Origin of the sequence: Alitiscatomonas sp. (assembly GCF_037242085.1) — a bacterium.
Taxonomy (GTDB): Bacteria; Bacillota; Clostridia; order Lachnospirales; family Lachnospiraceae; genus Alitiscatomonas; species Alitiscatomonas aceti.
The window spans coordinates 1-18,946 of the sequence record NZ_JAXXBR010000032.1; the positions used below are offsets into that span (position 1 = coordinate 1).

Consider the following 18,946-nt stretch of genomic DNA (forward strand, 5'->3'; position numbering starts at 1 on the left):
TAAAAACAAGATATTTTGAAAAAGAGGAAGGAAAACAATTCATGCGTATGTCGTGAGAAAAAGAATACAGGTATTTACAGATTTTTCCCAATATGCTATAATACTAAGAGTCTGTATCTTAAGAATACGAAAAGGATGGTTTTACAATGGCAACTTTACTTGAAACATGGAGAAACCTGGCATACGGTGATGGCCTCGACGATAAAAAGAGAGAAGAGCTCTGGACGGGATATTTTACAGTGGAGAAGGGAATCTACGAGAAGATCCTTTCCGACCCGGCCCAGGTGGTAGAGGGGACCGTAAAGGAGCTGGCTGAAAAGTATGAGACAGAAGTGCTCATCATGACCGGATTCTTAGACGGCATCAACGAGAGCTTAAAGGGATATGAGAACCCCATCGAGACAATGGACGAGAATACGGCCGTTAAGATCGAGATCGATCCGGAGAAGCTGTACTACAATATGGTGGAAGCGAAGGCGACCTGGCTGTATGGCCTTCCCCAGTGGGAAACGATCCTCACTGAGGAAAAGAGGAACGAGCTTTATAAGGCCCAGAAGGCTTCCGGTACAGTACGCCGCGAAGGCCATAAGATCTACCCCAACGATCCGTGTCCCTGCGGAAGTGGTAAAAAATATAAAAAGTGCTGCGGACGGAATCAGTAAAAAGCTGACGGACATGGGAGCGTTGCAGAATCTGTGGAAATTCTGCTGCGCTCCCTTTTTACGCGAGGGAGACACATGGAAGCATATACGGGATTTGCGGCGGTTTATGATACATTTATGGATAATGTCCCCTATGGGGAATGGTGCGAATACCTGACAGGGCTTTTAAAGGAGAACGGTGTGGAGAGCGGACTGGTCCTGGACCTGGGCTGCGGCACCGGGAGCCTTACGGAGCTTCTGGCTGCCAGGGGCTATGATATGATCGGCATTGATTATTCAGAAGAAATGCTGGAGCTGGCAGCCGGAAAGCGGGCGGAGTCGGGACAGGATATCCTGTATCTCTGCCAGGATATGCGGGAGTTTGAGCTGTACGGCACTGTGAGGGCTGTGGTGTCCATCTGTGACTGCATCAACTATATCACAGATCCGGCGGACCTGGCAGAGGTTTTTTCCCTGGTCAATAATTATCTGGATCCGGGCGGAGTCTTTATTTTCGATCTGAATACGGAATATAAGTACGCCCAGGTCATGGGAGACACCACGGTGGCAGAGGACCGGGAGGAATCCAGTTTTATCTGGGACAACCAGTATGATCCGGAGGAGAGGATCAATATTTACGATCTGGCGATATTCCTGCGGGAGGAAAACGGTCTTTACAGGAAATACCAGGAGACCCATTACCAGCGGGCTTATTCCTTACAAGAAATACAGGAGGCCCTGGCTCTGGCCGGAATGGAATTTGTGACGGCATATGACGCTTTTACAAAGGATGCGCCCCGGAAGGAAAGCGAAAGGATCTACGTCATAGCCAGGGAGCACGGAAAGAAGCAGAATAATTAAGGAAGGTTTGAGAATATGACGGATTATATAATCAGAGCAACGGCAGCGGAGGGACAGATCCGCGCCTTTGCAGCTACCACCAGGGATCTGGTGGAGGCTGCCAGAGATGCCCATAATACCAGCCCGGTGGCTACGGCAGCCCTGGGACGGCTTTTAACGGCCGGAGCCATGATGGGGATCATGATGAAGGGAGAAAAGGATCTTCTGACCCTCCGGGCAGAGGGAGACGGCCCCATTGGCGGCCTTTTGGTGACCGCAGATTCTAAAGGGGACGTCAAGGGCTACGCCTTCAATCCGGAGGTCATGCTGCCGCCCAATGCCCAGGGAAAGCTGGATGTGGGAGGCGCTCTTGGGGTGGGCGTCTTAAGTGTGATCCGGGATATCGGCTTAAAGGAGCCCTATGTGGGCCAGACCATTCTGGTTTCCGGTGAGATCGCCGAGGATCTGACGTACTATTACGCCACCTCTGAGCAGGTTCCGTCCTCGGTAGCTCTGGGAGTCCTTATGAATAAGGATAACACGGTCCGCCAGGCCGGAGGCTTCATTATCCAGCTGATGCCGGGAGCTTCTGATGACTGCATCGACCGGCTGGAGGCCCGTCTGGGAGAGATGAGCTCCATCACCGCTCTTCTGGATGCTGGAAAGACACCGGAGGAGATCCTGGAGGATCTTCTGGGGGATATGGGCCTGGAGATCCTGGACCGTCTTCCTGCCAGGTTCCACTGTGACTGCCATAAGTCCCGGGTAGCCAGAGCCATTACGAGCATTGGAAAAAAAGAACTCCAGAGCATGATCGACGAAGGAAAGCCCATTGAGGTGAGCTGCCATTTCTGTAATAAGATCTATACATTTACAGTGGATGAGTTAAAGGAAATGCTGGAAAAGGCCACCAGGCCATAAAGGATACGGATCAGAAACACCGGAGAGAACGGGATCCCGGAGAATGCTGCAAAAGAGGGTACTGCAAAGGAAGGGCTTTGGAAAGCTTCTTCACCTGTTTTGCAGCATCCTCTGATGTAATCAGCTTCATGCACATCCGCTTCGTTCTAACAAGCTGTTTCTCTGGTTAGAAAAAGGCACAATGAGAATCGGCGATTAGAGTCTGGTTACGTTGACGGCCTGGGGACCTTTGGAACCCTCGATCACGTCGAATTCGACGTCTGCACCTTCGTCGAGGGTCTTAAAGCCTTCCATATTAAGACCAGAGTAGTGTACGAACACGTCATGCCCATCTGCATCGCAGATAAAGCCGTAACCTTTTTGGTTGTTAAACCACTTAACTGTACCTTTCATATGATACCTCCGCAATAAGACCTTGCAGGCCGCGCCTGCTGTGTTCACAATAGCACAACCGGTCGGGGATGTCAAATAAAATCATGTGGCTGATTTTGCGGTTATTCAAAAAATATGAGGGAATCTTGCAATATGAAAAAAAGATTGGATTTTCAGCACAAAACGAAAAATAACGCCTGGAACCATTTCCGGACCATCACCCACCACCGGCTGCTGGTCATGAAGGGCTGCTTCCAGGTAGGGCTTTACAGACAGGGGCTGCTCCACGATCTGTCCAAATATACCTGGACAGAATTTAGGACGGGAGTCCGCTATTATCAGGGAGACCGCAGCCCCAATGCGGCTGAGAAGGAGATCATGGGGTATTCTCCGGCCTGGCTCCACCACAAAGGGAGGAATAAGCACCATTTTGAGTACTGGACCGATGTTTCCACCAGGGAGGATAACTGGAGGATCGTTGGAGTGAAGATGCCGGTCCGGTATTTTGTTGAGATGGTCATGGACCGGATCGCCGCATCCAGGACGTACCGGGGCAGGGCGTACACGGACGGAGACCCATATGCATATTTTTCACGCAACAAGGATGTTCTGACCATGCACCCGGAAACCAAACGGGAGCTGGATAAGGTGCTCCGTATGCTGGAGAAAAAGGGGGAGCCGTATACCTTCCGGTATCTGCGGTATCTTTTGAAAAAAGGGGATTATTAAGAGATCTGGGCGGCTTAGAAAAGCTCCGCCCAGATTTTTTTAATATACTGGTTGAGCCGGACGGGATCCTGGAAACAGGAGGGCGAAAACTCAAAGAATCCAGTCCTGTCTTTGGAAGAGGTCTTAAATTCCGGAGTCCAGACAGGCTCCGGCTGGGGAAGGAAAACGCCGCTTTTTTTCGTATAGCACGTTTCCTTTGCGGCTTTTATGCGGGCGTCCCGGTCCACGTATTCGCCGACGCTTTTGTGGACCGCCGTATCCTCGTAGATCAGATAATAGTAGTCCTTATAGTTGGGATAATAGTATTTAAGGGTTCCCTCATAAAGCCGGATGGAAAGCTCCAGGGCATTTCCGGCAGCCGCAAAACCGTAGGAGGGGACGGCGGCACAGAGGGGCCGGGGCAGAACGGTCTCTTCTTCTCCCTTTAAGGAAAGCAGGAGCCGGGGCGTTTCACCCGCCGCCTTTTTCAGATCCAGAAGAGTAAAATCCTGGGTAAAAAAGTCCGGATAAAACAGGATCGGCAGGAGCGAGGGCATTCCCTTCAGATCCTCTTCATTATGGAGAAGAAGGAGCCTTAAGAGGTTTTCGTCCCGGGTTTTCAGATAGTCCTCGTAAACGCTTATGAGCTGTCCGCCATCGAAGCGGTCCTCCCGGCAGATGGAGAGAAAGCCTTCGATGGTCTTCTGCTTCAGGTTTTCCAGTCCCAGATGCTTTTTCCAGGGCTTGATGCGCTTATAGATATCCACGCTTTCCACACCGGAAAAATCACAGGGGAGCTTAAGGGCACGGCACCTCTTCATAAGGAAGGGGATATCAAAGGTATCTCCGTTAAAATGGACCAGGACGGAGTAGTCCTTTAAAAAGGAGAAAAAGCTCTGGATCACCTGGGCCTCAGAGGCCTTTGTATCGGCAAACCACTGGATAAAATGAGCGCGGCCTTCCTTATAAAACACACAGCCGATCAGATAGACTGTGCAGAAGTCTCCGGAAAAGCCGGTGGTCTCAATATCAAAGAACAGGAGAGAAGCGGGATCCCCCAGGCGGGCCAGGGGATAGGATCCCTCCGCGTCAAAAGTATTCTGGATCGTTATCATAGGTATGGGTATCGTTCCTTTCGCGTGCAGATCTGGGCTGGAATCTGATCTCAGTATACGTGGTTTCTGATGGAATGTCAATGAACCAGCGGTTCAATACCAGAAAATTTGTTCGATTCATCCAGGGTTTATCTTGCAAAGGCTTTTTGTCTATGGTATGATTCTGTTACAGAGCAACGCCCTATGAGCGGTTCGGAGGGAAAATACATTGATTTCATATATCAGAGGCACCCTGGCGGAAAAAAATGAGGATTCAGCGGTGGTGGAGGCTCACGGAGTCGGATACCAGATCTTCGTGCCTGTGCCTGTGCTTTCAGAGCTTCCGCCCCTGGGGGAAAGCGTAAAGATCTACACATATTTCAGCGTCCGGGAAGACGGGATGAGCCTGTTCGGCTTCCTGTCCCGGCAGGATCTGGCGATGTTTAAGCAGCTGATCGGCGTCAACGGCATCGGCCCCAAAAGCGCCCTTGGGATCCTGTCCGCCTTAAGGCCCGATGTGCTGCGGATGGCGGTGGCGTCCGGCGATGCAAAGACCATCTCCAGGGCTCCCGGCGTGGGCCCCAAAACGGCCCAGAGGATCATCCTGGACCTGAAGGATAAGATACGGCCGGAGGACGTGCTGGCTGGAGGACTGGAGGAGTCCCTGGCAGTACCGGAGGAGATATCCGGAGTGGGGCAGGCAGGAAAAGAGGCCGTGGAGGCCCTGACTGCCCTTGGTTATTCGGCAGCAGAGGCAGCCGGAGCGGTAAAGAAGGTGAAGATCACCGAAGAAATGACGGCAGAAGACGTTTTAAAGGGAGCCTTGAGGCATCTGGCCTTTTTATAAGAAGGAACTGGAACAATCAATAGAACAGGCAGGTTGGTATGAGTCGTAAAATCATTACAACAGAAGAGACAGAAGAAGATAAAAAAATAGAAGGAACCCTAAGGCCCCGGTATTTAAAGGAATATATCGGCCAGGAAAAGATAAAATCCACCTTAAAGATCTTTATAGATGCTGCGAAGACCCGGGGAGAGGCCCTGGACCACGTATTATTTTACGGCCCGCCGGGACTGGGAAAAACGACGCTGTGCGGGATCATCGCCAACGAAATGGGAGTGAATCTGAAGGTCACCTCCGGTCCGGCCATCGAAAAGCCCGGAGAGATGGCGGCGATCCTCAACAACCTCCAGGAGGGGGACGTGCTGTTCGTGGATGAGATCCACAGGCTCAACCGCCAGGTGGAGGAGGTCCTGTATCCCGCAATGGAGGATTTTGCCATCGACATCATGCTGGGAAAGGATTCTGCCGCCCGTTCCATCCGGCTGGAGCTTCCGAGGTTTACCCTGGTGGGGGCCACCACCAGGGCGGGACTTTTAACGGCTCCCCTCCGGGACCGTTTCGGCGTGATCCAGCGTCTGGAATTTTACTCGCCGGAGGAGCTCTGCGTGATCGTAAAACGGTCGGCGAAGGTCATGGGCGTGGAGATCCAGGAGGAGGGAGCCTGGGAGATCGCAAGGAGATCCAGGGGCACACCCAGACTGGCAAACCGGCTTCTGAAGCGGGTCAGGGATTTTGCCCAGGTAAAATACGACGGCGTCATCACAAAGGCTGTGGCGGATTTTGCGCTGGATATCCTGGATGTGGACCGGCTGGGACTGGACAACAACGACCGGACGATCCTGCTCACCATGATCCAGAAATTCGGAGGAGGCCCCGTGGGACTGGAGACCCTGGCGGCATCTATTGGAGAGGATTCCGGGACTCTGGAGGATGTATATGAGCCGTATCTTCTGATGAACGGGCTCATCAACCGGACGCCCAGGGGACGGGTAGCCACAGAGGCAGCTTATGTTCATCTCGGCATACCGGCGGACGGCGGGGAAGCGTAAGGATGGGAGCCGGACCGTTACGAAACTATTAGGAAATCTGTAAGGAATAATTTCTGGCTCCGGCGGAGCGGATGTGATAGACTATACAAGGAAAGAAAATCGGGAGAACAGACATGGAAAGAAAAAATTATACAGAAGTGCTGATCAATGGGAATATCTACACCCTGGGCGGATCGGAGGAGCAGGAATATCTCCAGAAGGTGGCTGCTTATATCAATGAGAAGATCGGGATCCTGAAGGCCCAGCCGGGCTTTACAAGACAGAATAAGGATTACCAGGAGGTAATGATCTACCTGAACCTGGCTGACGATTATTTCAAGGCCCTCCAGGAGGCAAAAATGCTGAAGGCCCAGAGGGACGACCTGGAAAGGGAGATATACAGTCTGAAGCATGAGCTGATCAGCGTCCAGATGAAGCTGGACGCCCAGACGGAACAGTAGGATACAAAAGAGAAAAACGGGCTGCCGCATGGAATCTAACGATATGCAGCGGCCCTTTCTGGGCTTTTGGCCGGAAAGGAAGCGTATGGAAAAGAGAAGGGTTGAGATCCTGGCGCCGGCCGGATCTTATGAGAGCATGGTGGCTGCCGTCAACGCCGGGGCCAATGCGGTCTACATCGGCGGAAGCCGGTTCGGGGCCAGGGCCTATGCAGATAATCTGGATGAGGAGGCAATGATCCGGGCCATCGACTTCGTCCACCTCCACAACTGCCGGATCTATATGACGGTCAATACTCTGGTAAAGGAAAAGGAGCTGCCGGAGCTATACGGGTATTTAAAGCCCTATTATGAGGCGGGACTGGATGCGGTCCTGGTCCAGGACCTGGGTGTATTTTCTTATATCCGGGAGTATTTTCCGGACCTTCCCCTCCACATCAGCACCCAGATGACTGTGACAGGAAAATACAGCGCTGCGGATCTTAAAAGGATGGGAGCCGTTCGGGTGGTACCGGCCAGGGAGCTTTCCCTGAAGGAGATCCGGGAGATCGGTGAGACCACAGGGTTGGAGGTGGAGACCTTTGTCCACGGGGCACTCTGCTACTGCTATTCGGGCCAGTGCCTGTTTTCCAGCCTCATCGGGGGACGGAGCGGCAACCGGGGCCGGTGTGCCCAGACCTGCCGCCTGCCCTTTGACGTGGAGAAGGGAGATAAGGTCCTTGGAGGGAAAAATGAAAAGTATGTGCTGAGCCTTAAGGATCTTTGTACCCTGGATCTTCTGCCGGAGATCCTGGAGGCAGGGGTCTGCTCCTTAAAGATCGAGGGACGGATGAAGAGTCCCCGGTATACGGCCGGTGTGGTGAGCATTTACCGGAAATATGTGGATATGTACCTGGCACATGGCCGGTCCGGCTACCGGGTGGATCCGGCGGACCGGAGAGCGCTTCTGGAGCTGTTTGACCGAGGCGGCCAGTCAGAGGGCTATTATAAGGAGCACAATGGCCGGGATATGGTGGTCTTAAAGGAAAAGCCGGCCTTCCGGGAGCCGGACCAGGAGCTGTTCGATCATCTGGACCGGACCTATGTGGACGCGGTGAAAAAGGAGCCCATCCGCGGGACTGCCCTGGTTACAGAGGGAAAGCCGGTGCGGCTGACCGTGGAATATACGCCCTCACTGGAACCCGCAGAAACAATGGAAGACGGAATGGCCGTTCTGGAGCCGGTTTCTGTTGCCTGTACCGGGGATATGGCGGAAACGGCAAAGAACGCCCCCATGGATGGGGACAGGATCCGGAAGCAGCTGATGAAGACCGGGGATTCTCCGTTTTTCTTTGAGGAACTGGAGGTTTTGGTGGAAGGAAAGGTATTCCTTCCGGTACAGGCCTTAAACAGGCTGAGGAGAGAGGCCCTGGAGGAGCTTTGCAAGGCTGTGACGGAGCGGTTTCACCGGAAGTCCGGTGAAGAGTATAAAAATACGGAGGCGGAAGGCGCAGAACGGTCAGCTGCCGGAGAAAACGGAGAGGAAAAAGGGACCGGACTCCAGGCATGTCTGGACGGACAGAAAACGGCTCCGGAATTTGCCGTATCCGTTTCTGATATGGACCAGTTCAGGGAGGCTCTGGCCCTGGTGCGGGAAAAACGGGAGGCCGGGGCAGAAACGCCCTTTGGGATCTACCTGGCAGGCGAGGAATTTGATCCGGGCCAGTGGAAGGAGCTGGCGGACCGCTGCCATAAGGCTGGAAGCGCCTGTTATCTGATGATGCCCAGGATCTTCCGTTCCCAGGCAGAGCAGTTTTTCCTGGCCCATATGGAGGAGCTTAAAAACGCCGGCTTTGACGCCATAGGCGTGGGTTCCATGGAGGAGCCGGGATTTTTAAGAAAGCATCTGCCGGAAATGAAGCAGTATTTCGACCATGGCATGTATGTGTTCAACCACCGGGCGGAAAAGGCCATGAAGGCCTATGGGGCCAGCCGGGTGACCCTCCCAGTGGAGCTGAATGCCAGGGAGCTTTCCGACGCAGGGGTACGGGGCGAGCTGATCGTTTACGGGTACCTCCCTATGATGGTATCGGCCCAGTGCGTGAAAAAGACCATGGAGGGCTGCACCGGGCGGCCGGAGGTCTTATATCTGAGAGACAGAAAAGGGAAGGCCTTCCCGGTGAAGAACCAGTGCCGGTTCTGCTTCAATACGATCTATAATGAAAGCCCCCTGTCGCTTCTGGGGCTTTCCGGCGAGGCAGCCAGGCTGTCGCCGGAGGCATACCGGATCATCCTTACGCTGGAGGACAGGGAGACGGCAAAACGGGTGCTCCGCACCTTCTATGAGGAATATATGGAAGGAAAAAGACAGGACCCTCCGTCCGGAAATTTTACCCGCGGTCATTTTAAGCGGGGCGTAGAGTAGGTGAGACATTGACGAATCTTGTTGTGGAGGTATCCAGATACCTGATCATCCTTCTGATCGCCATTTACACATATTATAATTTCCGGTTCTTCTCCATGAAGGATCAGGAGGGCCGGGATCTGGCCTGCTCCAGACAGCTGGTCTGCATGTTCATGCTCCACTTTCTGGCCAATATGGTGATCGTTTTAAACACGGGGCTGGAGAGCCTGGCGCTCTTTTACGGGGCCCAGGTGATATTCTTCCTGTGCTATATTTATCTGTACCGCTTTTTTTACCGGAACGTGTCCCGGCTCCTGGTGAATAATACGTGTATGCTTTTATGCACCAGCTTTATCATGCTGACCCGGTTAAACCCTTCCCGGGCCATGCGCCAGTTTGTGATCGTGGCGGCAGCGGCTGTGATCACGTGGATCATCCCCCTGATCATTGACCGGGTGTGGCAGCTGGCAAAGATCCCCTGGATCTACTGCGGCCTGGGACTGGCCCTGCTGTCAGCCGTATGCCTTTTGGGAAACACGTCCTACGGGGCCCAACTTTCCATTTCCATCGGCGGCTTTTCCTTCCAGCCGTCGGAGTTTGTGAAGATCAGCTTCGTGTTTTTTGTGGCCACCATGTTTTACCGTTCCACGGATTTTAAGACCATTGCCGTGACCACGGCCGCGGCCGCAGCCCATGTGCTGGTGCTGGCTGCGTCCAGGGATCTGGGAAACGCCCTGATCTATTTTGTGTCCTATCTGATGATGCTTTTTGTGGCCACGTCCAACTGGTTTTATCTGGGAGCGGGGGCTGCCGGAGGAGCCGGGGCCGCTGTGGCGGCTTACCATATGTTTTCGCACGTAAGGCGGCGGGTCCAGGCCTGGAGGGATCCCTGGTCCGACGTGGATGACATCGGATACCAGGCAGCCCAGTCCCTGTTTGCCATCGGTACAGGCGGATGGTTCGGCATGGGACTTTACCAGGGAATGCCGGAAAAGATCCCGGTGGTGGATAAGGACTTTATTTTTTCAGCAGTTTCTGAGGAGCTGGGCGGGATCTATGCCCTTTGTCTTTTATTTATCTGCGTGGGCTGCTTTCTCCAGTTCATGCTGATCGCTACGAAGATGCAGGCCATGTTTTATAAGCTCATTGCCTTCGGACTGGGGACGGTCTATATTACCCAGGTGTTCCTGACCGTCGGCGGAGCCACCAAATTCATCCCCTCCACCGGCGTGACCCTGCCCTTTGTCAGCTATGGGGGAAGCTCTGTGCTGGCTACATTTATCCTTTTTAACATCATCCAGGGGCTGTACATCTTAAAACGCGGAGAGGAGGAGGAAGATGAAAAAGACCAGGCCAAATCCCAGGGCCAATAAAAATATCCTGTGGTTTGCATACGGCGTGGTGGGTGTGTTCGCCGCCATGGGACTCTATATGGGAGCCTTTCTCCAGTTCCGGAGCGAGGATGTGATCAACAATCCATATAATGCCAGGATCGCCGGCATGGCGGACCGGGTGGTCCGCGGAAAGCTTCTGGCTGACGACGGAACGGTCATCGCAGAGACCGTGGTGGGAGAGGATGGGAAGGAGACGAGAAGCTATCCTTACGGAGAACTGTTTGCCCATGTGGCCGGTTATTCCACCATGGGAAAGACAGGACTGGAATCCCTGGTGAATTTCCATCTTCTAAGCTCTCATGTGAACCTTATGGAAAAGATCATAGATGAGCTGTCGGGAGAGAAGAGCACCGGAGACAATGTGGCGACGACCCTGAACCTGCGTCTCCAGCAGACGGCCTGGGATGCCCTGGGAGACCGGAGGGGAGCAGTGATCGCTATGGAGCCAGATACAGGGAAGGTGCTGGCCATGGTATCCAAGCCGGCCTTTGATCCCAATACGGTGGAGGCTGAATGGGACAGCCTGGTGAACGGGGACAGTAAGGAGGCCAGGCTTCTGAACCGGGCCACCCAGGGACTTTACCCGCCCGGGTCCACCTTTAAGGTCATCACGGCCCTGGAATATATGAGGGAGCATCCGGGAGCCTATGACGGCTTTCACTTTTCCTGTGACGGGATCTATGAATATGAGAACATCCGGATCCAGTGCTACCACAAAACGGCCCACGGAGAGGAGGATTTTGCAGCTTCCTTTGCCAATTCCTGCAACGGGGCCTTCGCCTCCCTGGGACTGGAGCTGGATCTTGACGGATTAAAGGGACTGTCCGAGCAGCTTTTATTCAACCGGGACCAGCCTCTCTCCATTCCTTATAAACAAAGCGTATACCAGATGGAAGCGGATGCGGAGGACTGGGAGATCATGCAGACGGCCATGGGCCAGGGAAGCACATTGATGACGCCCATGCACAATTTGATGGTCATGGCAGCCATTGCCAATGACGGGATCCTGATGAAGCCGTACTTTGTGGACCATGTGGAGAATCCCGGCGGCCAGACGGTGAAAAAATTCAAGCCGGAGGCCTATGGGGAGCTGATGGTGGCCAATGAGGCGGCGGCTTTAAAGGAACTGCTGGTGCGGGTGGTAAACGAAGGGACCGGCTCCTCCTTAAAGACGGACGCCTACCAGGCAGCGGGAAAGACCGGCTCGGCGGAGTTTGAGACGGGGAAGGAGACCCATGCATGGTTTGTGGGCTATGCGCCTGCGGAGGATCCGAAGCTGGCTGTCTGTGTCATCGTGGAGGAAGGCGGCTCCGGAGGAAGAACAGCGGGTCCCATTGCAAAAAAGCTGTTCGACGCATATCTGATCCCCTGAGACCGGCTTCCTTGAAACTGCTGGAAAAAAGGATTTCTTTTTTCCAGTGGCCGTGATAGAATAGAAAATGATCGGGCAGCCGGAAAGACCGGCGGCGGAAAAGATATGTATCCAGGAAAGAGAGGCGTGACAATATGAGAATTTTAGTAACTGGCGGAGCCGGATATATCGGCAGCCATACATGCCTGGAGCTTTTAAACCAGGGCCATGAGGTCGTTGTTTTCGATAATCTGAGCAATTCCTCTGAGGAATCCTTACGGAGGGTAAAAAAGCTGACCGGAAAGGATATCGTCTTTTATAAGGCGGATATGCTGGACCGGGATGCGCTGGAGGCGATCTTTGAAAAGGAAAAGATCGATGCAGTGATCCATTTTGCAGGCTTAAAGGCCGTGGGGGAATCTGTGGCCAAGCCCCTGGAGTATTATTACAACAACATCACCGGAACCCTGGTGCTCTGTGACGTTATGAGAAAGCACGGAGTAAAGAAGATCATCTTCAGCTCCTCTGCCACCGTATACGGCGATCCTGCCTTTGTGCCGATCACCGAGGACTGCCCCAAGGGACAGTGCACCAATCCCTACGGTCAGACCAAGAGCATGCTGGAACAGATCCTTACGGATATCCAGAAGGCGGATCCGGAGTGGACTGTGATCCTGTTACGTTATTTTAATCCGGTGGGCGCCCATGAGAGCGGCATGATCGGAGAAGACCCGGCCGGCATCCCCAACAACCTAACGCCCTATATCACTCAGGTGGCTGTGGGCAAGCTGAAAGAGGTGGGCGTATTCGGAGACGACTACGATACGCCGGACGGAACGGGAGTCCGGGACTACATCCATGTGATGGATCTGGCAGACGGCCATGTAAAGGCCTTAAAGAAATTTGAGGATACCCCGGCAGTCTATATTTATAACCTGGGAACCGGACACGGATACAGCGTCCTGGATATGATCCATGCATTCTCCAGGGCTGTGGGAAAAGAGATCCCCTATGTGATCAGGCCCAGACGGGCCGGCGACATCGCCACCTGCTATGCAGACGCGGCAAAGGCGAAGGAAGAGCTGGGCTGGGAAGCAAAACGCGGGATCGACGATATGTGCGCCGATGGATGGAGATGGCAGTCCATGAATCCCAACGGGTACAGAGAAGCATAAAAGAAAAACAAGGCCATCGGGAGGTTTCCCATGGCCTTTTTATGGAGGGGCTTACATGAAGAAGATCGATATCAGAGATTTTATGAACTATCACTATCCCACCGGGCTCACAGCAGCTCCCGATGGAAAGCACGGCGTTTTTGCGGTGGTGGACGTCAACGAAAAGGAAAACTGCTATGATTCCTGCCTGTGGACCATGGATCTTTCCGACGGAAGCGTCCGGAAGCTGACGTCCGGAAGAAAAGAGAGGAATTTTTCCTGGATCGACGGGGAAACGCTTCTCTTTGCCGGCTGCCGGGAAAAGGAATATAAAGATAAGATCGAGGACGGAGAGACCTGGACCTGCTTTTATACCATCGGCCTTCACGGGGGAGAGGCGGAGTTTTCCTTTGCCGTTCCTTATGCTGTGGGAAAATTCGCCGTATGCGGGAACAAGGTATTCATGTCTGTGAAATACGAGTACGCCAAAGAGGAAAAGGATTATGAGGTCTTTGACGAGCTTCCCTTCTGGGCCAACGGAAAGGGCGTGGTCAATAAAAAGCGGAACCGTCTGGCCGTTTACGACCGGGAGAAGGAAACCCTGGAGATCATAACCCCGGAATACGAAACTGTGGAGAATTTCTGGCTGGAGGAGGACTGCCTCCTGTATACGGGAGTCCAGTATACAGATCTGAAATCCTGGAGACCGGGCCTTTACCGGGTGGGACTGGAAGGCTATGAACGGGAAACACTGATCCCCCAGGACCGGATGCGGATCGACTATGCCTGCGTCTTAAAGGGAAGCGTCACACTGTTCGGATCGGAAATGAAGACCTATGGCGTCAATGAGAATCCGCAGCTTTTCCGTCTGGAGGATGGAACGCTTAAGGAGCTGGCATTCTTCGACCGGAGCATCCATAACTCCATCTGCAGCGACTGTAAATTTGCAGACGGGGAAGGGATCGTCCACGATGACGAAAGGATCTATTTCATCTCCACCTTCAGAAAGCAGAGCGTCATCTGCTCCGTGGACGCAGAGGGGAATTTTGAGACTCTTTGCGACCGCCAGGGCAGCGTCCATACCTTATCCCTGGGAGCCGGAGCCGTATGGTATACCGCCATGCGGGATATGGGGCTGACGGAAATTTACCGTCTGAAGGACGGGAAGGAAGAGAAGCTCACAGCCTTCAACGACGGACTGCTGGCGGAACGGGACGTATGCCCGGTGGAGGAATTTACCTTTACATATAAGGACGTGGAGCTGGACGGCTATGTGATGAAGCCGGCAGGCTTCGATCCGGAAAAGAAATATCCGGCGCTCCTTACGGTCCACGGCGGCCCCAGAGCCACCTTTGGTCCGGTGTTCTTCCATGAAAGCCAGGCCTTTGCCAATGCGGGCTACTTTGTATTTTTCACCAACCCCGTGGGCAGCGACGGCCGCGGAAACGCCTTTGCAGACCTTTCCGGCCGGTATGGCACCGTGGATTTTGAAAACTGCCTGGCCATGACCGACGAGGTATTGAAACGCTATCCCCAGATCGACGAAAAGCGTGTGGGGATCATGGGCGGAAGCTATGGAGGCTTCATGTGCAACTGGGCCATCGGAAACACCGACCGGTTTGCGGCGGCAGCCTCCCAGAGGAGCATCTCCAACTGGATCTCCCTCAGCATGACCACAGATATTGGATATTCCTTCGACCTCCAGGAGACGGCCGGCGATCCCTGGAACAGCCCGGATAAGATGTGGGTATGCTCACCCTTAAAATACGCCCATCAGGCCAAGACGCCCACCCTGTTCATCCAATCGGACGAGGACTACCGCTGCTATATGGGCGACGCCCTCCAGATGTTCTCTGCCCTGAAATACTTTGGCGTAGAGACCCGGATGTGCCTGTTCCATGGGGAAAACCATGAGCTGTCCCGGTCCGGCAAGCCCTCCCACCGGCTCCGCAGACTTTCGGAAATGATGGAGTGGTTTGAAAAATATCTGAAATAGGAAAAATATATCCTATAAAACGTGGGTTGCAAAACTGTCAAAAAAGAAGTATACTAGTCCCAGCGTATCAGACACACCAAATAAGGCGGCCTCTCTGGCGTCTTACAACAGGAGGGATTGCAATGATAGAGGCAACGAGCTGTGGCGGTGTGGTTATATTTCGCGGCAAGATCCTGGTCCTTTATAAGAATTACAAGAATAAATATGAAGGCTGGGTCCTGCCCAAGGGAACTGTGGAACCGGGCGAAGAGTTTAAGGAAACCGCCCTCAGGGAGGTGAAGGAGGAGACTGGCGTTACCGCTTCGATCATTAAATATATCGGAAAGAGCCAGTATTCTTTCAGCACGCCCCAGGATACGGTGGAAAAGGATGTACACTGGTATCTGATGATGGCAGACAGTTATTACAGCAAACCACAGCGGGAGGAATACTTTGTGGATTCCGGATACTATAAGTTCTATGAGGCCTACCATCTTCTGAAATTCTCCAATGAGAAGCAGATCCTGGAAAAAGCCTATAACGAGTACCTGGATCTGAAGCGGAGTAACCTCTGGGGCAACAAAAAATATTTTTAAAGGCAAAGGAAGGCGTGGGCCCATGGACGCGCCTTCCTTTTTTCTGCCCTTTTTCCCTGCTGGAAGGCAGGAGCTATGGATATTTGTCGGAATCTGACTTTAACACGTTGAACTTCATGAAATTTAAAGTTATGTACTGTTGACGTAATAGTTTTTTTGTAGTACAATCTGTGTTATGAATTTTATTGCGGAGGAGAATCTGTATTATGAGAAAAAACGCGAAAGTATTATCCTTAATTCTGGCGGGAGCCATGGCCATGTCGCTGGCAGGCTGTTCCGGCTCCGGAAGTAAAGACAGCGCAAAAGAAACGGCTGCAAAGAGTGAGGCAAAAGAAGCGGGAGCGGAAAGCTCCGGGCAGGAGACCTCCAAAGCCGCCGGGGCAGGAGAGGCAGACGCATCGGGAGAAACGTATCAGATCGGTGTGCTCCAGCTGGTCCAGCATGACGCTCTGGACGCTGCCAACAAGGGCTTTTTCGCCGCCCTGGACGAGGCTGGTATCGATTATGAGGCGGACCAGCAGAATGCCTCCGGCGAACAGGCCAACTGTATGACCATTGCAGAGAAGCTGGTAAACGACGGCAGCGATCTGATCCTTGCCATCGCAACGCCTGCGGCCCAGGCCGTGGCCGGCGTGACAGAGGAGATCCCGGTGCTTCTGACAGCGGTGACCGATCCGGCAGAATCCGGACTGGTAAACGACAATGAAAAGCCCGGCGTCAACGTATCGGGAACCTCGGATCTGACGCCGGTAAAGGAGCAGATCGATCTGCTGAAGCAGCTGCTTCCCGACGCAGAAAAAGTGGGCCTCCTGTACTGCTCGGCAGAAAGCAATTCCCAGCTCCAGATCGCCATGGCTGAAGAGGCCTGCAAGACGGCGGGGCTTTCCTGTGAGGAGTATACGGTTCCCAGCTCCAACGAGATCCAGAGCGTGGTGGAGTCCATGGTGGGCAAGGTGGACGTGATCTATGCGCCCACGGATAACGTCATCGCCGCCGGCATGTCCACCGTTGCCATGATCGCCACGGACAACCAGATCCCGGTGATCTGCGGAGAGGCCGGCATGGTAAACGCCGGGGGACTTGCCACCTACGGCATCGATTACTACCAGCTGGGCTACATGACCGGCGAGCAGGCCATTGAGATCCTTACAAAGGGTGCAGATGTGGCGGAAATGCCCATCGGCTACCTTCCGGCAGAGCGCTGTGCGCTGACAGTCAATAAGACCACAGCCGACACCCTGGGAATCGATATTTCCGGCCTGGAAGGCGCTGAGATCGTAGAATAGGAAAAAGAGAGGATAAGCGGGGGAAGAAAAATGAGTGGTATACTTGTTGCAATGCAGGGCGCTGTGGCGCAGGGCGTCCTGTGGGGGATCATGGTACTGGGCGTGTACATCACCTACCGGCTCCTGGATATCGCAGATCTGACGGTGGATGGGAGCTTTGCCCTGGGAGGGTGCGTCTGCGCCACTCTGATCATTAATTTTGATCTGGATCCACTGGCAGCGCTCCTGTTGTCCATGCTGGCCGGAATGGCCGCGGGCGCTGTGACGGGGATCCTGCATACGGTCCTGGAGATCCCGGCGATCCTGGCCGGGATCCTGACCCAGATCTCTCTGTGGTCCATAAACTTACGGATCATGAGCGGAAAATCCAATCTTCCGTTATTAAAGCTGAAAACACTCATTTCCAGCGTAGGAGACAGCCTGGGGATCACCCAGGCCCAGGCGTCGATCCTGGTGGGCGTGGCTGCGGCCGTTCTCATTGTGGCCGTGCTGTACTGGTTTTTCGGAACAGAGATCGGAAGCGCTCTCCGGGCCACGGGAAACAACGAGGACATGATCCGCGCCCTGGGAGTCAATGTGAAGCGGATGAAGCTTCTGGGACTGATGTTAAGCAACGGCCTGGTGGGGCTTTCCGGAGCCCTGGTGTGCCAGCACCAGAAATATGCCGATATCAACATGGGCCGCGGCGCCATCGTCATCGGCCTGGCTGCCATTGTCATCGGCGAGGTGCTCATGGGACGGCTCATTAACTTTGCCTGCAAACTGAGCTCCGTAGTGGTGGGCGCTGTGATCTACTTCCTGATCCGTGCCCTGGTGCTCCGGGTGGGCCTGGAGACCAATGACATGAACCTGTTTACGGCCGTATTCGTGGCCTTCTCCTTAAGCGTTCCTGTGCTCCTGGGAAAATGGAGGGCCAGGAAGGAATATTCGGAGACAGGGGAGGAGGATTCATAATGCTTACGATCACCAATGTACGGAAAACATTCAATAAAGGAACCATCAATGAGAAAAAGGCCCTCTGCGGTCTGAACCTTCACCTGAATCCCGGCGACTTTGTGACGGTCATCGGGGGAAACGGAGCCGGAAAGTCCACCATGCTGAATATGATCGCCGGGGTATATCCTATCGATTCGGGGAAGATCGAGATCGACGGCGTCAACATCTCCAGGGAGCCGGAATATAAAAGGGCCCAGTACATCGGGCGTGTGTTCCAGGATCCCATGCGGGGAACAGCCGCAGGCATGGAGATCCAGGAAAATCTGGCTCTGGCGCTCCGGAGAGGAAGAAAGCGGGGGCTTTCCTGGGGGATCAAGGCCAATGAAAAGGATTTTTACCGGGAAGCCCTGACGAAGCTGGGGCTGGGGCTCCAGACCCGGATGACCAGTAAGGTGGGTCTTCTTTCCGGGGGACAGCGCCAGGCGCTGACACTTCTGATGGCGACTCTGGAAAAACCCAAGCTCCTCCTTCTGGACGAGCACACGGCGGCCCTGGATCCCAAGACCGCCAAAAAGGTACTGGAGCTGACCGATGAGATCATAAAGGAGCGGGAGCTGACTGCCCTTATGGTCACCCACAACATGAAGGACGCGATCCAGTACGGAAACCGTCTGATCATGATGCACGAGGGCCGCATCATTTACGATGTGGCGGGAGAGGAAAAAAAGAACCTCCAGGTGGAGGATCTGTTAAAGAAGTTTGGAGAGGCCAGCGGCGGCGAGTTCGCCAACGACCGGATGATGCTGGCGAAGTAAGGGATCCAGACAGGTTCTGGAGGGCCGGGAGACGGTTTCTCGAGCGGCGTCCCGGACCGGGGACAGCTCCAGGACATCTTAGCGGCTGGCGCTTCTGTGAATGTCAGCCGTCGGACTGGGACTGGTCCGGAGACCGGGAACAGAGCTGAC

Annotated in this window: 18 protein-coding genes; 16 read left to right on the top strand and 2 right to left on the bottom strand. The window is 53.9% G+C overall.

Going from position 1 to position 18,946, the window contains the following annotated elements:
* Positions 1 to 146: 146 nt before the first annotated feature.
* From WIH05_RS01120 to hslO, 3 genes are all read left to right on the top strand, one after another.
* Positions 147 to 662, top strand: coding sequence for an SEC-C metal-binding domain-containing protein (locus WIH05_RS01120; RefSeq protein WP_022274152.1), 516 nt, complete (start codon positions 147 to 149; stop codon positions 660 to 662).
* A 75-nt stretch (positions 663 to 737) separates the two neighbouring features.
* Positions 738 to 1,502, top strand: a complete 765-nt coding sequence (locus WIH05_RS01125; RefSeq protein ID WP_215652897.1) for a class I SAM-dependent methyltransferase — start codon at positions 738 to 740, stop codon at positions 1,500 to 1,502.
* Positions 1,503 to 1,517: 15 nt separating this feature from the next.
* Positions 1,518 to 2,402, top strand: coding sequence for an Hsp33 family molecular chaperone HslO (gene hslO, locus WIH05_RS01130; RefSeq protein ID WP_022274150.1), 885 nt, complete (start codon positions 1,518 to 1,520; stop codon positions 2,400 to 2,402).
* A gap of 195 nt (positions 2,403 to 2,597) precedes the next feature.
* Here the strand turns inward: hslO and WIH05_RS01135 are convergent, their stop codons facing one another.
* On the bottom strand, positions 2,598 to 2,795 hold the full coding sequence (locus WIH05_RS01135) for a cold shock domain-containing protein (protein WP_022274149.1): 198 nt from the start codon (positions 2,793 to 2,795) through the stop codon (positions 2,598 to 2,600).
* A 132-nt stretch (positions 2,796 to 2,927) separates the two neighbouring features.
* Between WIH05_RS01135 and WIH05_RS01140 the strand changes: the two genes are divergently transcribed.
* Positions 2,928 to 3,503 (top strand): DUF5662 family protein, encoded by a 576-nt coding sequence (locus WIH05_RS01140; protein WP_215652898.1) that lies wholly within the window; start codon positions 2,928 to 2,930, stop codon positions 3,501 to 3,503.
* Positions 3,504 to 3,517: 14 nt separating this feature from the next.
* On the opposite strand, the gene WIH05_RS01145 is transcribed toward WIH05_RS01140, so the two are convergent.
* The gene (locus tag WIH05_RS01145) at positions 3,518 to 4,597 is read right to left on the bottom strand and encodes a ribonuclease H-like domain-containing protein (RefSeq protein WP_337424862.1); all 1,080 of its coding nucleotides are present in this window, start codon (positions 4,595 to 4,597) and stop codon (positions 3,518 to 3,520) included.
* 208 nt (positions 4,598 to 4,805) lie between these two features.
* On the opposite strand from WIH05_RS01145, the gene ruvA reads away from it, so the two are divergent.
* From ruvA to WIH05_RS01205, 12 genes are all read left to right on the top strand, one after another.
* Complete coding sequence (ruvA, locus tag WIH05_RS01150; protein ID WP_022274146.1) at positions 4,806 to 5,423, top strand: Holliday junction branch migration protein RuvA; 618 nt, start codon at positions 4,806 to 4,808, stop codon at positions 5,421 to 5,423.
* 38 nt (positions 5,424 to 5,461) lie between these two features.
* Complete coding sequence (ruvB, locus tag WIH05_RS01155; RefSeq protein ID WP_215652900.1) at positions 5,462 to 6,469, top strand: Holliday junction branch migration DNA helicase RuvB; 1,008 nt, start codon at positions 5,462 to 5,464, stop codon at positions 6,467 to 6,469.
* A 113-nt stretch (positions 6,470 to 6,582) separates the two neighbouring features.
* Complete coding sequence (locus WIH05_RS01160) at positions 6,583 to 6,909, top strand: cell division protein ZapA (RefSeq protein ID WP_022274144.1); 327 nt, start codon at positions 6,583 to 6,585, stop codon at positions 6,907 to 6,909.
* Between the two features lie 85 nt (positions 6,910 to 6,994).
* On the top strand, positions 6,995 to 9,310 hold the full coding sequence (locus tag WIH05_RS01165) for a DUF3656 domain-containing protein (protein WP_215652901.1): 2,316 nt from the start codon (positions 6,995 to 6,997) through the stop codon (positions 9,308 to 9,310).
* Between the two features lie 8 nt (positions 9,311 to 9,318).
* The gene (locus WIH05_RS01170; RefSeq protein WP_215652902.1) at positions 9,319 to 10,662 is read left to right on the top strand and encodes an FtsW/RodA/SpoVE family cell cycle protein; all 1,344 of its coding nucleotides are present in this window, start codon (positions 9,319 to 9,321) and stop codon (positions 10,660 to 10,662) included.
* Complete coding sequence (locus tag WIH05_RS01175; protein WP_215652903.1) at positions 10,628 to 12,055, top strand: penicillin-binding transpeptidase domain-containing protein; 1,428 nt, start codon at positions 10,628 to 10,630, stop codon at positions 12,053 to 12,055. The genes WIH05_RS01170 and WIH05_RS01175 overlap by 35 nt, the downstream gene beginning before the upstream one ends.
* A 134-nt stretch (positions 12,056 to 12,189) precedes the next feature.
* The gene (galE, locus tag WIH05_RS01180; RefSeq protein WP_215652904.1) at positions 12,190 to 13,209 is read left to right on the top strand and encodes a UDP-glucose 4-epimerase GalE; all 1,020 of its coding nucleotides are present in this window, start codon (positions 12,190 to 12,192) and stop codon (positions 13,207 to 13,209) included.
* Between the two features lie 55 nt (positions 13,210 to 13,264).
* Complete coding sequence (locus WIH05_RS01185) at positions 13,265 to 15,184, top strand: S9 family peptidase (protein WP_337424863.1); 1,920 nt, start codon at positions 13,265 to 13,267, stop codon at positions 15,182 to 15,184.
* A gap of 122 nt (positions 15,185 to 15,306) precedes the next feature.
* A complete protein-coding gene (locus tag WIH05_RS01190; protein ID WP_022274137.1) occupies positions 15,307 to 15,759 on the top strand; it encodes an NUDIX hydrolase in 453 nt (150 codons plus the stop codon).
* Between the two features lie 206 nt (positions 15,760 to 15,965).
* Positions 15,966 to 17,045 (top strand): ABC transporter substrate-binding protein, encoded by a 1,080-nt coding sequence (locus tag WIH05_RS01195; protein ID WP_022274136.1) that lies wholly within the window; start codon positions 15,966 to 15,968, stop codon positions 17,043 to 17,045.
* Positions 17,046 to 17,075: 30 nt separating this feature from the next.
* The gene (locus tag WIH05_RS01200) at positions 17,076 to 17,999 is read left to right on the top strand and encodes an ABC transporter permease (RefSeq protein WP_022274135.1); all 924 of its coding nucleotides are present in this window, start codon (positions 17,076 to 17,078) and stop codon (positions 17,997 to 17,999) included.
* Entirely contained in the window at positions 17,999 to 18,796 is a 798-nt protein-coding gene (locus tag WIH05_RS01205; protein ID WP_022274134.1) for an ABC transporter ATP-binding protein, read from the top strand. The genes WIH05_RS01200 and WIH05_RS01205 overlap by 1 nt, the downstream gene beginning before the upstream one ends.
* Positions 18,797 to 18,946: the final 150 nt, after the last annotated feature.

What these genes read in the sequence shown, in the direction of transcription:
- WIH05_RS01200 (WP_022274135.1), top strand. Translation starts at nt 17,076, where the DNA reads ATGAGTGGTATACTTGTTGCAATGCAGGGCGCTGTGGCGCAGGGCGTC.
- WIH05_RS01205 (WP_022274134.1), top strand. Translation starts at nt 17,999, where the DNA reads ATGCTTACGATCACCAATGTACGGAAAACATTCAATAAAGGAACCATC.
- WIH05_RS01165 (WP_215652901.1), top strand. Translation starts at nt 6,995, where the DNA reads ATGGAAAAGAGAAGGGTTGAGATCCTGGCGCCGGCCGGATCTTATGAG.
- hslO (WP_022274150.1), top strand. Translation starts at nt 1,518, where the DNA reads ATGACGGATTATATAATCAGAGCAACGGCAGCGGAGGGACAGATCCGC.
- WIH05_RS01140 (WP_215652898.1), top strand. Translation starts at nt 2,928, where the DNA reads ATGAAAAAAAGATTGGATTTTCAGCACAAAACGAAAAATAACGCCTGG.
- ruvB (WP_215652900.1), top strand. Translation starts at nt 5,462, where the DNA reads ATGAGTCGTAAAATCATTACAACAGAAGAGACAGAAGAAGATAAAAAA.
- WIH05_RS01125 (WP_215652897.1), top strand. Translation starts at nt 738, where the DNA reads ATGGAAGCATATACGGGATTTGCGGCGGTTTATGATACATTTATGGAT.
- WIH05_RS01190 (WP_022274137.1), top strand. Translation starts at nt 15,307, where the DNA reads ATGATAGAGGCAACGAGCTGTGGCGGTGTGGTTATATTTCGCGGCAAG.
- WIH05_RS01145 (WP_337424862.1), bottom strand. Translation starts at nt 4,597, where the DNA reads ATGATAACGATCCAGAATACTTTTGACGCGGAGGGATCCTATCCCCTG.
- WIH05_RS01175 (WP_215652903.1), top strand. Translation starts at nt 10,628, where the DNA reads ATGAAAAAGACCAGGCCAAATCCCAGGGCCAATAAAAATATCCTGTGG.
- WIH05_RS01135 (WP_022274149.1), bottom strand. Translation starts at nt 2,795, where the DNA reads ATGAAAGGTACAGTTAAGTGGTTTAACAACCAAAAAGGTTACGGCTTT.
- WIH05_RS01185 (WP_337424863.1), top strand. Translation starts at nt 13,265, where the DNA reads ATGAAGAAGATCGATATCAGAGATTTTATGAACTATCACTATCCCACC.
- galE (WP_215652904.1), top strand. Translation starts at nt 12,190, where the DNA reads ATGAGAATTTTAGTAACTGGCGGAGCCGGATATATCGGCAGCCATACA.
- WIH05_RS01195 (WP_022274136.1), top strand. Translation starts at nt 15,966, where the DNA reads ATGAGAAAAAACGCGAAAGTATTATCCTTAATTCTGGCGGGAGCCATG.
- WIH05_RS01120 (WP_022274152.1), top strand. Translation starts at nt 147, where the DNA reads ATGGCAACTTTACTTGAAACATGGAGAAACCTGGCATACGGTGATGGC.
- WIH05_RS01160 (WP_022274144.1), top strand. Translation starts at nt 6,583, where the DNA reads ATGGAAAGAAAAAATTATACAGAAGTGCTGATCAATGGGAATATCTAC.